Annotated in this window: 14 protein-coding genes; 6 read left to right on the plus strand and 8 right to left on the minus strand. The window is 61.9% G+C overall.

Annotation, left to right across the window (positions count from 1 at the left end; genetic code table 11):
• Positions 1-24: 24 nt before the first annotated feature.
• On the plus strand, positions 25-918 hold the full coding sequence (locus MHY13_RS07610) for an alpha/beta hydrolase (protein ID WP_239282662.1): 894 nt from the start codon (positions 25-27) through the stop codon (positions 916-918).
• A 63-nt stretch (positions 919-981) separates the two neighbouring features.
• Complete coding sequence (locus MHY13_RS07615) at positions 982-2,349, plus strand: PepSY domain-containing protein (protein ID WP_239282664.1); 1,368 nt, start codon at positions 982-984, stop codon at positions 2,347-2,349.
• On the opposite strand, the gene MHY13_RS07620 is transcribed toward MHY13_RS07615, so the two are convergent.
• The 5 genes from MHY13_RS07620 to MHY13_RS07640 form a co-directional block, all read right to left on the minus strand.
• Complete coding sequence (locus MHY13_RS07620) at positions 2,288-5,755, minus strand: arabinosyltransferase domain-containing protein (protein WP_239282666.1); 3,468 nt, start codon at positions 5,753-5,755, stop codon at positions 2,288-2,290. The two genes, MHY13_RS07615 and MHY13_RS07620, sit on opposite strands and share 62 nt — an antisense overlap.
• Before the next feature lie 74 nt (positions 5,756-5,829).
• Positions 5,830-7,806: a galactan 5-O-arabinofuranosyltransferase gene (locus tag MHY13_RS07625; protein WP_239282668.1), complete on the minus strand. Its 1,977-nt coding sequence runs from the start codon at positions 7,804-7,806 to the stop codon at positions 5,830-5,832.
• 194 nt (positions 7,807-8,000) lie between these two features.
• The gene (locus tag MHY13_RS07630; RefSeq protein WP_005329756.1) at positions 8,001-8,759 is read right to left on the minus strand and encodes a decaprenylphospho-beta-D-erythro-pentofuranosid-2-ulose 2-reductase; all 759 of its coding nucleotides are present in this window, start codon (positions 8,757-8,759) and stop codon (positions 8,001-8,003) included.
• A 37-nt stretch (positions 8,760-8,796) separates the two neighbouring features.
• Complete coding sequence (locus MHY13_RS07635) at positions 8,797-10,212, minus strand: FAD-binding oxidoreductase (protein WP_239282670.1); 1,416 nt, start codon at positions 10,210-10,212, stop codon at positions 8,797-8,799.
• A 126-nt stretch (positions 10,213-10,338) separates the two neighbouring features.
• Entirely contained in the window at positions 10,339-10,614 is a 276-nt protein-coding gene (locus tag MHY13_RS07640; protein WP_198492349.1) for a hypothetical protein, read from the minus strand.
• Positions 10,615-10,648: 34 nt separating this feature from the next.
• On the opposite strand from MHY13_RS07640, the gene MHY13_RS07645 reads away from it, so the two are divergent.
• From MHY13_RS07645 to MHY13_RS07660, 4 genes are read left to right on the plus strand one after another with little or no spacing between them, the layout of a single operon-like run.
• A complete protein-coding gene (locus MHY13_RS07645; RefSeq protein WP_239282672.1) occupies positions 10,649-11,113 on the plus strand; it encodes a hypothetical protein in 465 nt (154 codons plus the stop codon).
• Between the two features lie 9 nt (positions 11,114-11,122).
• The gene (locus tag MHY13_RS07650; protein ID WP_367398077.1) at positions 11,123-12,031 is read left to right on the plus strand and encodes a hypothetical protein; all 909 of its coding nucleotides are present in this window, start codon (positions 11,123-11,125) and stop codon (positions 12,029-12,031) included.
• An 11-nt stretch (positions 12,032-12,042) separates the two neighbouring features.
• Positions 12,043-12,483 carry a GtrA family protein gene (locus MHY13_RS07655; RefSeq protein ID WP_239193987.1) on the plus strand — a complete coding sequence of 147 codons (441 nt, stop codon included), beginning with the start codon at positions 12,043-12,045 and terminating at the stop codon, positions 12,481-12,483.
• Positions 12,484-12,780 (plus strand): GtrA family protein, encoded by a 297-nt coding sequence (locus MHY13_RS07660; RefSeq protein ID WP_239236519.1) that lies wholly within the window; start codon positions 12,484-12,486, stop codon positions 12,778-12,780.
• On the opposite strand, the gene MHY13_RS07665 is transcribed toward MHY13_RS07660, so the two are convergent.
• The 3 genes from MHY13_RS07665 to MHY13_RS07675 form a co-directional block, all read right to left on the minus strand.
• Positions 12,777-13,700 (minus strand): glycosyltransferase, encoded by a 924-nt coding sequence (locus tag MHY13_RS07665; RefSeq protein WP_239236521.1) that lies wholly within the window; start codon positions 13,698-13,700, stop codon positions 12,777-12,779. The genes MHY13_RS07660 and MHY13_RS07665 overlap by 4 nt on opposite strands.
• Before the next feature lie 74 nt (positions 13,701-13,774).
• Positions 13,775-14,578, minus strand: coding sequence for an ABC transporter ATP-binding protein (locus MHY13_RS07670; protein ID WP_204610510.1), 804 nt, complete (start codon positions 14,576-14,578; stop codon positions 13,775-13,777).
• Positions 14,579-14,624: 46 nt separating this feature from the next.
• Positions 14,625-15,476 carry an ABC transporter permease gene (locus MHY13_RS07675; protein ID WP_239282712.1) on the minus strand — a complete coding sequence of 284 codons (852 nt, stop codon included), beginning with the start codon at positions 15,474-15,476 and terminating at the stop codon, positions 14,625-14,627.
• Between the last annotated feature and the right edge of the window lie 56 nt (positions 15,477-15,532).

The raw sequence follows: 15,532 nt of genomic DNA on the forward strand, positions 1-15,532 counted from the left end.
GGCGGTGCGCGTAGGCTCGGTGGCATGACTAACGCAGATGCTAACCAGGACCCGCACCGCCCGCTGGAGCCCGGCCAGGAGTGGCACATCGGCGGCCAAGACCGCCAGATGGAGGAAAAGGAACAGCTCGAGCAGCTGGTTGCCTATATCGATGCCCACTATGACACCCCGGATTTCCGCCCGCCGTGGGCCGGGGGCGGCTCCCCTGAGGCGGACCAATATTGCGCGCTCTTGCCGGATCGCATTACCCATGCGGCAATGATGGTGCTCGGTACTGCGGTGGATCATGCGCTACCGGGCACTGCGTACACGGAGGGCATTAGCGTAGAAGAGTCCGAGGTGGGCGCTATTTTCCGGCCCAGCACCCCTACCGGCCGGTGGGCGGTGTCGCTGCATTCGGGCGGCTGGTGGCGCGGCAATGGTCAAGCGCTGGAGATGCAGTGGCGCCCCGAGGTAGCCGCCGCCGCGCAGCTATCCGGCACCACCATTATTGACGTGGATTATCCGCTCGCCCCCGAGCACACCGTGGCAGAGATGGTCACTGCCGTGCAGCAGGCCATTGACTATGCCCGTGCGCAGGGCGCTTCTAGCGTTACTACCTGGGGTTATTCCTCCGGCGCGGCGCTGGCGGCGCTGGCGCCTGCCGACGCCCTCCTGCTCACCTTCCCCGACTTCGGTGCCCTGGCACATCTGCCGGAGGACCTGCGCGCTGGATACGACATCCCGGCGGACCTCTCTGAGCTAGGTCCGCACACTTTCGTGCAGACCGCCACCGAGGATGAGATTGCCGCGCGCGTTTCCGTGCCTGGCGCCGCCGCGCGCGATTATGTCTCCACCCACCGCGTGTCCACCCCGGCGGTGGCGCGGCGGCGCGTGCGGGATGCGGCCGCGTTCTTGGCAGGCGAGCTAGAAAAATAACAGGTTCCTGGCGGTTCCATATTAAAAGGGAACTAGTTTCAACAAGGGTGCGACTAGTTCCGCATGACTATGTCCACCCATGGCGCGCTATCGCGCCTGCATAAATTCGCCGGCGTCATCATCGCGCCCTTTCTCATAGTCGCAGCGTTAAGCGGCTTTCTCTACGCCTTGGCACCCACCTTTGAACCGTGGATTTACCACGATGAGGTAACCGCCACCGCGCCAGGCAACCCACGCAGCCTAGACGAGCAGATTGCCGCCGCCCAGCGCGAGCACCCAGAAGGGCACGTGGTTCAGGTCGAGCCTTCCGAGGATCCGCAGGAAACCACCCGCGTGCTATTCGCGGACCCCAGCGCACCTAACGCCAGTTACACCCACGCCGTCTTTGTGGATCCGGTGGATCTGCATATCACCGGCGAACTACAACAATATGGCGGATCCCGCGCGCTGCCCTTCCGTACGTGGGCCTCCGATGGCCACCGCACCCTGTGGCTGGGCGAGCCTGGCCGCCTCTATGCCGAACTTGCGGCCTCGTGGCTCGGTGCGCTGAGCATCCTTGGCCTTTACCTGTGGCTTAAGCGTAAGCAGAAGAATAGAAAGCGGCTTTCCAAGCCGCTGACGTTGCACGCCCGCGTGGGCGCTTGGTTGCTGCCGGGCTTTCTCTTCCTGACCGTCACCGGCCTGACGTGGTCGTTGGTGGCGGGTACCAGCATTGGCAAGGTGCGCGAGGAGTTGAATTGGAAAGAACCATCCGTGGCAACCTCCGTTGCGGAAGTGGGCGCTAGCACTGAGACGGGGGAGCATTCCGGCCACGCTGGTCACAATGGCCATGCGGGGCACGAGGGCGCTGCGAAACTTGCCGGGGCCCAAACCGCATTGTCGGCAGCACGCAGCCAAGGATTGACCGGGGTTCTGGAGATGACCCCACCGGAAAAGCCAGGCGATGCGTGGGGCGTGCGCGAGGCTCGTGCGGCCTTTAAGCTGCGCAGTGATGCCGTAGCAGTGACCCCGAACGGGGAGGTCATCGACCGCATCAATTCCGCCGACTGGCCACTTGCCGCACAGCTAACCTCGTGGCTCATCCAGCTTCACATGGGGACGCTCTTCGGTATCTATAGCCAGGTCGCCTTGGCGGCGCTGGCCTTGGGATTGCTCGTGGTGAGTATCGCGGGTCTGCGGATGTGGTGGATAAAGCCGCGCCGCGGCCTGCCCGAGCTAAAAATTACCCCCGCCGTGCTGGCGGGGGTGGTGGCCTATTCGATCATCGCGCCGCTCTTTGGCGCCTCGCTAATGATCTTTTTCCTAGGCGATTGGTTCGTGCGGCGGTTGCGCGCCCCGCAGCGGGGCCGGGGCGCGGCCGCAGGTGAGACTATTCCTCGCCCTCGGGGCGAATCTTCATCTCGGAGTCTTGCCACAGACCGGAGCGGGTAATGTCCTCATAATCGATCTCGGCGGGGACTGGGGCATTGCCCTGTGAATCGGTACGCAGCTCGTACTTTTCAATGGCGCCCCAATCGCGGGCCCAGTCATTATTGAGGTAGCTCGGGATCTCGTAGGAGTAGTTGACCGCTTCCGCGGTGGACATGGCGCCACCGCCAGAGAAGGACTGGAAGTCCGTCAGCGAGGTCTGGGCCGAGGAATCCGGCAGGATGCGGTACTCCGGGATTTCCGTGACGCCGGCAAAGTGGTCAAAGGTGCGCTGGCACGGGAACTGCAGGGCCACTGCCCAGTCCAGCAACGCCGGGGTGTCCTTGGAGAACTGGTTATTGATGGTATCCAGCTCCGGCACGCGCGGCGGGGTAAAGGCCAACCAGTCGTCCTCATCGGTGGAATCATCCGTGGCTACCAAGCGCACCACGTTGGCATCCTCTGGCAACTTATCCAGCGGCAGGCGCAGGTTGCGCCACTTTGGCGTGGCGCCGACGGCGGAAAGTTCTTCCTCGCCGGTATTGGTGACCTTGCCGGAGTCATCGATGGTGCCGTACTCGAGGCTAAGCTCCATGCCCTCTTGCTCCACCCCGTTGACGTCGTGGTGGTAGATATTGCCAGCTGCAGACACGGCGAGCACTGGGGTATTGTCCTTGGCCTCTGGCAGGTTGTACCACTTGGTGGTCACTTCAGAAGTGGAGTCTTGCTCCTCGGAATAGGAACCCAGCACCGGCACCTTGGTGTAATCCAGGTTGAACGGCAGGTGCATGGTGGAACCATTGACGCCCTGGGTACCGCGCACGCCGCCTTCAGAGGTATTGGTGGTTTCCTTGGATTTCTTGTCCTTCTTTTCCTGCTTATCCTTCGACTCCTGGGAATCGGCAGAATCGCTCGCGCCGCCGGATTCAGCATCCGCGCCGGAGGTAGCGGTATCCGCGTTAGCGGAAGAGGAATCGCCGGAGCCATCCCCAATGGCACCCACAGAGGCGGAGTTCTGGTTTTCTGGCTCAATGGATTCGGGAATGAAGTTCGGGTCGAAGCCGGTATGGGTTTCGTCTTCATCCACTAGGGAATCGCCTAAGTCGCCTTCGACAGGGTCCAGGAAGGAGTCATTAGTGTTGGTCTCCACCATGGTCTGATCCGCCAGCGCGCAGGTATTGCCGCGCAGGGAGGCCAGGTTGCCCTTGCCCACGGAGTAAGAATCCGCCTGCGAGACGGTGGCCTTGGCAAAGGAAGCACACGATAGCGCCACCACAATGGCACAGGCCAGGGCGATGGGCGCGGACATGATGCCGGCCGAGCGCGAAACCTTGGCGGCGGCATTCTTTTCAAACTCGACGAGTGCGCCAGCCTCTTCCGCCTGGGACTTGCGGTAGCTATGGCGCAGGGACTGCACCACGCCAATGGCGAAGATGATGAGGGCGATGGCGAGCAGCACCTTATTGGCCTCGATGGCCTTGAGCTGCACCGTGCGATCCCACCACGGAATGCCAAAGGAGGATACGTACCACCAAGCGTTCCAGCCGGCGAAGGAGATCGCGAGCAAGAAGACCACCGCGGCGATGGCGAAGGTGCGAGCGCGCGGCGAACGCAGCGCAAACTGGGAGAGCACCACGGCACCGAGGGCGGCGATGACACCGGCCACGCCGGCGTAGATGCCAAAGTGGTGGGTCCACTTGGTGGGGGTGAACATGAGGAAGAACATGGACAGCGCCACGATGATGAGCAGGCGCTGGGTCGGGCCGACGGCAGCACCAACGACGCGACGGTCCTTGATAAAGGCCGCCACGATAAGAACCAGGCAAAAGAGCATGGTGAAGACCGCGAAGCGGCGGGTCAGCGAGCCATCCACCGATTCCTGGAAGAGGGTGGAGTAGCGCGCGTACTCGGCGTACCACGGCAAGGAGGGGCCGACCTCGGAGCGCACGCGGGTGGACTCCAGCACGGTAGACAGCGTCTGGTCACCAAAGGCGGCGACCATGATGGCGGTGCCAGCGCTCAGGAACGGCGCAATGAGCGAAAGCCAGCCGAGGGCGCCACCGCCCATGGACGGCACGCGCTCGGCCATGGCACGGAAGAGGTGCGGCAGGCTGACGAGGAAGACGCCCACGGCAAAAAGACCGGTCGGACCGGCGGCCAAAGTAATAGTCGCCGCGATGGTGCCCACGGCCGCCGGAAGCAGGCGGCGGGTGGCAATGGCGCGCTCGAAGGAAGCCCAGGTAAACATCACGCCGAGCGCCACGATGGGCTCCGGGCGGGTGCCGTTGTTATACGGCAGCCAGAAGGCCAGGAACATCAGCGCTGCGGTCCAGTGGGCGACCCGGCGGCCGTCGACAAGCTGGCCAAAGCGCGGCAGCATCTCACGGGAAAGGATAAACCAGATGATGAGCCCGGAAATCAGGCCCGGCAGGCGCACGAAGACCGAGGCGGTAGAAATCTGGGAGAGTACGGCAACCAGGTCATAGTAAGGGGAGCCAAAGGGCGCCTCCGGCACGCCGTACCAGCGGTAGTAATTGGCCATGTAGGTCGCGTGATCGAAGACGCGGCTCATGGAGAAGATGAAGCCATCATCGGAGGTATTGGCGCCGAGGATGTACCAGAATCCCAAAATGGCGGCGACCACGCCATCGAGCGGGCGCACCTTCTTCCACGTCTCGGGCATGAAGCCGAAGCAGCGGCCATCGAGGCGGTCGATGCGCCACAGGCAGAATAGGGACACGACCACCATGGCGATGCCCAGCCACATGACAATGGTCTTGATCAACGTCGGGGACGAGGTAAAGCGGGAGTTGATATCGACGTGGACATTGAGGCCGTCGTCAAACAGGGCTTGTACGTCAGCCTTATCGTCGATTTCGGTATAGACACCGGTGACCTGCGGGCGCAGATCCTCCTCGGTGGTCTTTTCATGCTCGCCCACGCTCACGGAGGTGCCATCGCCCGTAGCGGAAATGTCAATCTTGGCGTCCTTGGGGAGCTTGGCTACCTCTTTGGCGTTGAGGGTAAGCAGCACCTCATCCAAGGACACGACGGACAGGCCCTCGTCATTCGCGCGGACGAAAAGGCCGCGGTTGGAGGCCTTCTTGGACTCCGGTGGGACGGTGCCGTAGACCATGGACTGGCCCTCGCGCAGTTCATCGACTGCGGAGATGGGGATGGTGGCCTTCAGGTCCTCCGGGGCGACGGAAATGAGCGGCGCGTTGATGGACTGCACGGAATCATGCTGCGGCCAATCATAAGAGGACTGGGTTTGGGTTACCGGCAGTAGCGGGGTCGCTACAAAACACAGGAAACCAATCAGCCCGGCAATGATTGCAGTCCACCGCAGGCCCGCGGGGGCGGTGGTGAAGCGGGAGCCGGCAGCGGCAGGTCGCGCTTGGGTGGTATTCGTAGTGAGGCTATCTGACACGGCGATTAGTTTACGTCAGATAACCCCCTCGGCCCGCGGGCACACCCTGCCGCGGGCGGGAAGTGTGGGTGAACTTACTTGGTGCGAACGGCTGTTACAAAGGGGCCGGTTTGCTGCAACTTCCAGCCCTTATCAAAAACGTCGGCATTGAAGAAGACCGCGCGGTAGCGAATATTCGGCTGGTTAGGATAGATATCTTCTGCCAGGTGGAACTTGAAGCCATCGTCCTTATTTTCCAGGTCGCCGCGGAACATCATCACATCCGGGCTGCGCCAGGGAGCAGAATCCAAGGCCTTGCGGAACTCCTCCGGCTGCATGTCCCAGGAGTCATTGGCCCAAGTTTCAATCTGCTCGTTGCGGGTGCTGAACTCGCCCAAGGGATTGGCATAGTGGCTGGTAAAGGCGTTAAAGCCCCAGTAGGGGTAATAAGACATGAAGGTCTTTTCATCCGTGAGCACCACCGTCTCATCCGGCGTATAGCCCTGGTCTTGAATGAAGTTGTGGATATCTAGGTAGTAGTGGGCGGAATCGCTGGTGAAGCGGTCCGCGCGTTCGCCGTAGCCATCGGTATCGCTATAGGCGTGATCGATGGCGTTCTCGTTAGCCTCTGGGATCTGCTGCGCATAGAAGACGCCGGCCAAGGCCAAGACGATGCCAAAGACCGCGGTGATCTGCTTATTGGTGGTGTGGGAGAAACGCGCCGGGTAGAGGTGGTGCACGCCGAGTAGACGAATCTCTGCCAGGGCCAGGATGCCGGCGGTGGCAAAGAGGAGCACCACGATGACCTCGAGGCGGAAGCTGAGCAGCGTGGTGCCGGCCAGGGTTGCCACCATAGACACCACGGTCCACAGGTAGGTGCCAAGGAGGGAGATGCCCAGCGCGCGTACCTCCACGTCATTGAGGCGGATGACGATGTAAATAAGCCCCATGAGGCAGAGGAAGCCCACAATGCTGAAAGACAAGAAAGGCACTGGAATTTGCGTGCCTTCCTCCGGCAGGTAGTGCTGCGCGGTGGTTTGCAGTGGCGCCGGTGAGTGCATGACCGACCATAGGTAGGGCCCCCAGGCGATGAGGGCGATGGCAATGGAGCCTACCGCCATGATCACCAGGCGCAGGATGGGGCGCCACGTATGCTCATAGAGCGCGGTAAACAGCGCGATGAGGCTGACTACTGTAAGTGCGGCCGCACCGGTGAAAAGGGTATAGAACGTAGCGGAAATGCCCAGGTAGAGCGTTACTCCCAGGGTAGCCAGCCCGGAGCCGCGGAAGGCGCGGGCGCTAAGTACCGCAACGGCGGGCAGCCCCATGGCAATGACCGCGGAATAGGGCTCCTCGGCCGCGATGGTGAGCGTAATCGCGGTGGTCACCAGGGCGATGGCGGTGGCGACCGGCAGGGAACTGGTCAGGCGCTGCCAGATGGGCACCAAAATACAACCGGCCACGGCAATGGAGATGAGCGCCCAGGGCTGGTAGACCTCCCAGCCCGGAATTCCCATGAGCGCACCCAAGCGGCCGCCCAACCAGAACCAGCCAATCGGATAGAAGGACGGCATGTCCTGGTAGTTCATGTCCGCATAGCCCATCTCATCCACCGAACGGGTGAGGAACTGGGTACGGAAGGCCTGGTCCACCTGCACGCCATCGAGCCACAAGCGGGAGGCAGACAGCGGCAGGCCCACGGCGGCCAGGGTCAAGAGGGCCGGGGAGAGGTAGGTGACCGCGTAGGTCAGCCAGGACCGCCAGCGCGGCCGGGCAAAGGACTCCTTGTAGTGGTCATAGAGCCACCACACGCACAGCCCGCCGGCCAGGGCCAGCGTGAGCACCACACCCACCGTGGTCAACGCGCGGGTGACCATGGAGGTATTAAAGGACGGCAGCGAGACCGTCTTGAAGGCAAACCAGCCCAGCAGCGTCACCACGCCACCGGCCAGGGCGGCCAGCACAATACCCAGCAGGGTCGCGCGAGGAGTCAGCGCATCGGCGCGGTAGGCCTCGGTGCGGTTATCCTCGCTCACGGGCGTTGACTGGGCGGGTACAGCGGTGCTTGTCATGCCCATTAGTTTCGCATACCCAAGCCCCGCAGCCTAGATTTGGCGCGGGCAGGTGAGCACTTGCTTGCCGACGTCCCCCTGATACACCACCGCCCCCGTCACCTCCCTCGCCGCGGGTGTGCGGCGAAGCGAAAGAGCGGGGGCGGGGCGGAGGCGAGCCGGCCGGCTAGCGCCAGCGCGGAAAGCTGCGGCGTTTAGAACGGCAGCTTGCGGAAGATGGCCTGCGGGATGAACTTGAATGCCAAAGAAACGTACTCAAATAGCGGGTGTACGAAGATGGACTGCTTGCCCTCGAGCACGGCCTTGACGGTGGCCTCGGCAACGTCGGAGACGTTGACGGTCAGTGGGGCGTCGCCAGCCTCGGCGGACATCTTGGTGCGCACCTGGCCCGGCCGGACAACCAGCACGTTGGCTCCGGTGCCGCGCAGGGCCTCGCCCAAGTTGATGTAGAAGCCGTCCACGCCGGCCTTGGAGGCGCCGTAGACAAAGTTGGAACGGCGCACGCGCATGCCTGCCACGGAGGACATAGCGATGATGGTGCCGTGGCCTTGGTGTTTGAACTTCTCACCCAAGAGCACGCCTACGGACACCGGTGCGGTGTAGTTGGTCTGTGCGGAGGCGACGGCCTTGTCGTGGTTTTGCCACAGCTCTTCCTGGTCACCCAGGGTGCCGAAGGCAACGATGGCTACGTCGACGTCGCCGCGGGCCCAGGCCTTATTAATAACGTCCGGGTGGGAGTCGAAGTCGGTGGCGTCGAAGTCCAGGACCTCTACGTCAGCGCCGCGGGATTCCAGGTCAGCCTTGGCCTGCGCGATGCGCGGGGACTCCGGGCGGGCGGCCAGGGTGACCTTGGCCGGGCCGCGCTGCAAGAACTCGGAGACGACGCCGAGGCCGATCTCAGAGGTGCCGCCCAAAAGCAGGATGTGTTGTGCTTGGCCTACTGCATTAAGCATGGTTAGTAAATCTCCTTAAAGGTGTTATTTCCAGTGATTAGTGCAGCTCGAGGCGGCGGGACATATCGGAGGCAAAGACGCCGGTCGGGTCGATCTCGTTGCGGGTCTTCAGCCAGCCTTCCATGCCCGGGTACATCTTGTGGAAGTTCTCCGCGGAGGTACGGGATTCCTTGGCCAGGTAGAGGCGGCCGCCGAATTCCATCACGCGGCGGTCCAGGTCATCCAGGAACTTGCCCAGGCCCGGACGAATGGGGAAGTCCACGCAGACATTCCAGCCCGGCATCGGGTAGGACAGCGGCGCGCGGTTGCCTTCACCGAAGAGTTTGAACACGTTGAGGGCGGAGTAGTGGCCGGAGCGCTGCATATCGCGGATGATCTCCTTGAACGGCTCCACGGCCTCGGTCGGTACCACGAACTGGTACTGCAGGAAGCCCTTGGAACCGTAGCCGCGGTTCCACTCGCCGATGAGATCCAGCGGCTGGTAGAACTGCGTCAGGTTCTTGACCTGGTTCTTCGCCGGTGCACCCATGGTGTAGTACGCCAGGCCCACGGCGGAGAGGGAGAGCTTATTCATGGTCCAGGACGGGAAGATATCCGGCACCGTCATCAGCTGCGGCGCATTGAACTTCAGCGGGTCCTTGGCCAGCTTCGGGGCGAGCTCTTCCAGCTGTGCCAGGGTGGCCAGCGAGCCGCGGGAAATGGTGGAGCGGCCCAGCTTTGGTTCTGGTGAAATGACATCGAACCAGGCGGAAGAATAGGTGTAGTTGTGCTCGGAACCATCGGAGTGGAAGGCGATGGTCTCATCCAAGTTATCGGTGCGGTCCGTATCCGCGATGAAGTAGGCGGTTTCCGTCTTGGTCATGCGGATGGTGGCGCGCAAGATGATGCCGGTCAGGCCCATGCCGCCGACGGTGGCCCAGAAGAGGTCGCCGCTCGGGTCATCCTCGGAGCCCTCTGGGGTCAGGTGCAGCACGCGGCCATCGGACACGAGCAACTCCATGGAGACCACGTGGTCACCAAAGGAGCCGGCGGAGTGGTGGTTCTTGCCGTGAATATCCGGGCCGATTGCGCCACCGATGGTGACCTGGCGGGTACCCGGCAGAACCGGAACCCACAGGCCATACGGCAGGGCGGCCTTCATCAGCTGGTCCAAGGTGACGCCGCCATCGACGTCCACCAGAGCGGACTCCGGGTCGATGGAGTGGATCTTATTGAGTTTTTGCATGTCGATGACCAGGCCGCCGCCATTTTGGGCGGGGTCACCGTAGGAGCGGCCCATACCGCGGGCGATGACGCCACGGCGCAGATGGGCGGGTTTATCCGAGTTATCTTCTGCAACTTGGGCCACGGCCTTCTTGATGACGTCCACGTCTTCGGTGGCGAGAACATGGGCGGTCGTCGGGGCGGTGCGGCCCCAGCCGTGCAGGGACTTTTCAGTGGTATGTAATTCCATCTCTTACTCTTTGCTCGACGGATTTATGTCGCTTCTCTAGCCTACCTAGCTCACAGGAGGGTGGCTGGAGTGACGCGAGTGATATTCGGAACAAAACGGACGCTTGTACTGCCCGAATGTGCCCGTTTACAGATCCATGAGCGTGCGGATCTCTTCCGGCAGTTCCTCTTGGGATTCAATAATCGGGCCGTCGTACTCCCGCAAAAGCTCATACACGCGAGCCCGTGAGGAGGAATCCAGCATGGGCAATTCCTCTGCCATCAGGCGAGTCATGAAAGGGCTCAACGGCACATCGGTATGCTCCGTGGCCTCGAAGTGGCCGTTGCGCTTATCGTCCTCTGCGCGCACATCCTGTGCTGCCTGCTGCGCCGGCGTCATATGCTCTGTCTTTTCCGAGTACATGCGCATTAGCTTACCGCCGCTTAAAGTAGTCGCTATGACCAACAACCGTGAGACGCACGATCAGCGCCAAGACAACTACGCCCTCGATGACACCCTGGCTGGCCGTATCACCCAGGCCGCCGCCGTGGGCATCGCGACCTCCTATCCGGATTGGATCACGTCCAAGGGCGGTTTGATCACCGCGTATACCTTGTCTTTCTTTGGCTTTAGTGCCCTAGTGGCCTATACCAACGCGCACGCCGAGCAGGACGGCGATGAGCCGCGCTCGCCGCAGGATAGTGACGATCAAGGCCTCAAGCCGTGGGCCATTTTTGCCGCAGTGGTGCTGCTGCTCATCCTGGGCGGGTGGATGAACGTTGCCCTTTCCCGCCGCATGGTGAAGTTCCTGCGCAAGCGCGGTGCCAAGCGTCCGTGGACCCTCTTGGGCGCTATTGGTGCGGCGCTAACGTTCCTCATTAGTGAGCTAGAAGCGCGGGATATTGCAAAACTAGCTTCCTAAAACTTGCGTATGGTGGGGCTCATGAACGCAGGGGCCACCGATATCGCACAGGCGCGGGCCAAACGCGCCGATAGCGTGGTATCCCTCAAGCGCGAGCCCCTCACCATCATCTGCCAAGCCGCGAATATTCGCGCCGATGGCGAGGTGCACCGCCAGATTGGTTTTAGCGATGCCCTGACCTTCACCGAGCTGCACCGCGTACTGCGCATCTGCTTTGGCCTGCCGGAGGAGGAATCTCCCTGGCACTTTTATGAACACACCGAAGCCCGTGGCCCGCGCATCGATCCGGAGCGCCAGGCCTCCGAATTCCTGTGGCGCGAGGGCGATCAAATCGACTTCGCCTGGGGACTGTGGGACTTCGAGCTGGTAGTAGCCGAGATTTATCCCCGCGATAATGGCACCCCAGAGGCGCTGTGCGTGGGCGGCTCCGGATCGCTCTTTCAGCCCTTTGAGCTGACCAGCGTCAACCGCGAATTGACCGGGCAAGAGGTTACCGATGAAGTCTTTTCCGCGGTATCGTCCCCCGTGCGCGATTTGATTGAGCGCACCAAACTCTATGATTTTGTCCCGCTGCTGCAAGCGATGGACCTGGGCAGGGAAACCGACCTCACACCGCATACTTCCCGCGTGCTCGCCAGCCTGCCGCGCGAGGTGACCCATGAAGGCAAAGACGCCTTTTGGTCCATGGCGCTCGCCCTATCCTGCATGGGTGGCGCGGAGCTGACCGATTCCGTCGTGGAGACCACTATGGATGCGCTCGGCTGGGTCAATGACGATGGCACGGCGCTCTCCGGCGCCGACGTGCGGGAACTGTGTGCGGCGTCGTTGCAGCAATTGGCCGGGATAGGCGCCTATGGCGCCGAATCCGCCGCGCCGGTGGATCGGTTGGACATGTACCGAGCGCTCTTGCGCGGGTAGGCTACTCACTCGTGACTAATTCCGCTGACAACGCCGTAGAAGTAAAGCCCTCGTCCACCTCGCTGCATACCCAGCTGGTGCGTTTTATTTCCGTGGGCGTATTTACCGCCGCCATTGACTATGGTCTCACGCTGCTATTGACCTATCTGGGGCTGCACCGTTCCGCCGCCAAGGCCATCGGTTGGGTCTTTGGCACCATCGCCGCCTATCTAGCCAATGCGCGGTGGACCTTTGGGGCCAAGGTATCTGGCCGCACGGCCGCGACCGTGGGCATCTTGTACGCCTCGACCTTTGCGGTTCAAAACTTCCTGTACTGGGTGCTCAATGAGCCGCTTATGGCCCTCGGCTTTGAGGGGGCGGTGAAAGACACCATCGCCTTCGTCATCGCCCAAGGCGTGGCCACGGTGACCAACTTTGCCATTCAAAGGGCCTTTATTTTTAAGGAAAAATAGATGGCAGCAGCCTCCCCACGGACGTGGCGCGGCGCGGCCCAGCGGGCTTCGCGCTCGACCAGCCTGCGCGCGCAAAGCGCCAAGTTCGCGGTGACGGGGGCACTTGCCGCGCTTATCGACGTCTCCTTAACCTGGCTCCTGCAGATCGGCGTCGGCCTGCTGAGCGCCGATCCCGCGCGGGCGGTGGCCTTTGCCATCTCGCAGGGCACCGCCACCGTGGTGAACTTTACGGTGCAACGCTGGATTATTTTTAGGAAGGCGGGGGTCCGGGTCGTCGCCAAGCAGGATCCGTCCTAGCCCTGGTGCGGCCGGCGGAAATCTTCTTGGCGTCCGCGGTTGTGGAGCTTGAGCCATTCGATAAAGCCGGCCGGGTCGTGGCGCTGGACCAAGAAGAACCAGCCAAAGCGGGCAAATTCCTGGGGCAGTAGCTTGCGCATGCCGCGCTGCCACAGCAAGTAGCCGCGATTGCGGTAGGTGAAAAAGCGCTTGAACTCACCTTCTGGGTACTGGGTATGCATCTTGCCTCCCAGGATGGGCTTGAACTCATCCGATCCGTCCGGGTGCAGATAGCTGGTGGTCAGCGCCGTGCCGAAGGAGAGACCGGAATTAACCAGTCGACGGTGGTATTCCACCTCATCGCCGCGGATAAACAGCCGGTAGTCCGGCACGCCAATGATCTCCATGGCCGCGGCGGAAATCAGCGCACCGTTAAAAAGTGAGGCGATGCCGGGCAGGAAATCGCCCTCCAGCTCGTCCATCCGGCGGCGCCATACCAGCCCCTGGCGCAGGGGGAAGGCGAGGCGGCCGGGATCGGCAATATTGCATACCGCCGGGGAGACCTCATGCAGGTGGTTGGCCTCGGCCACCCGATATAGCTCCGCTAGTACCGCGTGATCGGCAGGGCGGCCGTCATCATCGGCACACCACACGGCATCGGCGCCCAAAGACAGCGCGGTGAGAAAACCCAACGCAAAGCCACCGGCGCCGCCCAGGTTGGTTTCCGAAGGCACGTAGACGCCCCGGTCACCCGCCATGGATTCGACGAGTTCGCGCACCGCATCTTCCGCGCCATTATCCACCACGACTACCCACTGCACGGGGTGGGTTTGGTGGACTACCTGTTCAAGCGAGGCCCGCAGTAGCTCGGCGCGCTGATGGGTAACAATGACGGCGGCGGTGGAACCGGTGGAAGTCAGGGTGGCAGTCATGGGTTCCATCTTGCCACCGGGCTGGGGCGGGCTAGCGCAGAAACACTCCGCGCAGCGGAAGCAAGATGCGAAAAAGAGTGCTGCTAGCTGTCGTTCGTATCCTCATTTTCAAAACGCTCGCGCAGGTCGCGCACGTACTCGCCCACCTCAGGGCCTTCGTATTCACCGACAACGTCAGAAACTTCGCCCACCGAGCGGATCTCGCCATGGTCGATCCACAGCGCGGTATTGCACAGCTGCGCCAAGAAGTCATTGGAGTGGGAGGCAAAGACCAGGATGCCGGAGCGCTTCACCAGCTCTTGCAGGCGCACACGGGCCTTGGCCATGAAAGCGGCGTCGACGGCGCCGATGCCCTCATCCAACAGCAAGATTTCCGGCTCAATGGATGTCACCACGCCGAGCGCCAAGCGCACGCGCATACCGGTGGAATAGGTGCGCAGCGGCATGGAGAGATAATCGCCGAGTTCAGAAAACTCCGCAATCTCATCCATCTTTTTCTTCATCTGCTTGATGGACTGGCCCAAAAAGAGGCCACGGATAATGATGTTGTCGTAGCCAGAGACCTCTGGGTCCATGCCTACGCCCAAATCAAAGACGGGGGCCACGCGGCCGCGCACATCGGCAGAACCACGGGTTGGTTCATAAATGCCAGACAAAAGGCGCAGCAAGGTGGACTTGCCGGCGCCGTTATGGCCCACCAAACCCACGCGGTCGCCCTCGCGCAGGTGCAGGTTAATATCCTTTAGCGCCTCCACCACGACGGTGTTCTGGGCATTTTTGCCAATGGCGCCGCCGGCGGAAGAAAGCATGGCCTTCTTGAGCGAGCGAGATTTGGCATCAAAGATGGGAAAGTCCACGCACGCGTTATACGTATCAATCGAGACCATCAGTCTGTATCCTTTCGAGGAATCTCAGGAAGTGCAGGGCGTGGGCTTAAACCCAGTAGCTGACGCGGAAGCGCCACTTGCGCATGACCAAGCCGGCGATGAGCAGGCCGAGAACGGTGCAGCCAATGACGATCCACCAGTGGTAGGCGGCCACCGGCTCACCGATCATGGGCGCACGGACGATTTCCAGGTAGTGGTAGAGCGGGTTGATTTCCGCGATGCGGGCGCGGCTGGACACCGCCCCGCCCTGGTCCTTCAAGGTATTGGTCATCCACACAATGGGGGTGACGTAGAACAGCAGCTGGGTGAGTGCTTCTAGCAGCGGGGCGACGTCACGGAAGCGGGTAGCGATGATGCCAAAGAACATCGTGACCCATACGCCGTTGACCAACAGCAATGCCAAACCAGGGATAAACAGGAAGAACTCCCAGCCTAGGCTGCGCGGGAAGATAAGGATAAGCAGCAACCAGATGATGAGGTTATGGCCCAAAAACAGTGTCTGGCGCCACACCAAGCGGTAAACATGCACCGACAGCGGGGCGGGGAGCTGTTTAATCAAGCCCTCGTTGTCAATGAAGACGGTGGAGCCTTCCTTGATGCAACCCGAGATGAAGGTCCACATAATAAGGCCCACGGTGACGTGGGGGAGGAACTCCGCGACGGGAATCTGGAAGAGCATGGAATACAACAGGCCCAAGGCAAGGGCCATCACGCCGGTGGCGATGGTGATCCAAAACGGGCCCAGGACAGAGCGGCGGTAGCGCTGCTTAATATCTTGAATGCCCAGTTTGAACCACAGCTCGCGCTGCTGTGCACCCTGCGCCAGGTCCGCGAAGGCGGCCTTGAGGGTCTCGGACTGGGACGCTGGGGTGGCCTCGCCGTCTGGCTGGGAGGTCATGCGGGCGATATCAGCGCGCAGTTGATTGTTATCTTGCACGCTCAACACCCTAGCGC

The organism is Corynebacterium sp. ACRPE (genome assembly GCF_022347435.1).
In the GTDB taxonomy this organism is placed as follows: domain Bacteria; phylum Actinomycetota; class Actinomycetes; order Mycobacteriales; family Mycobacteriaceae; genus Corynebacterium; species Corynebacterium tuberculostearicum_D.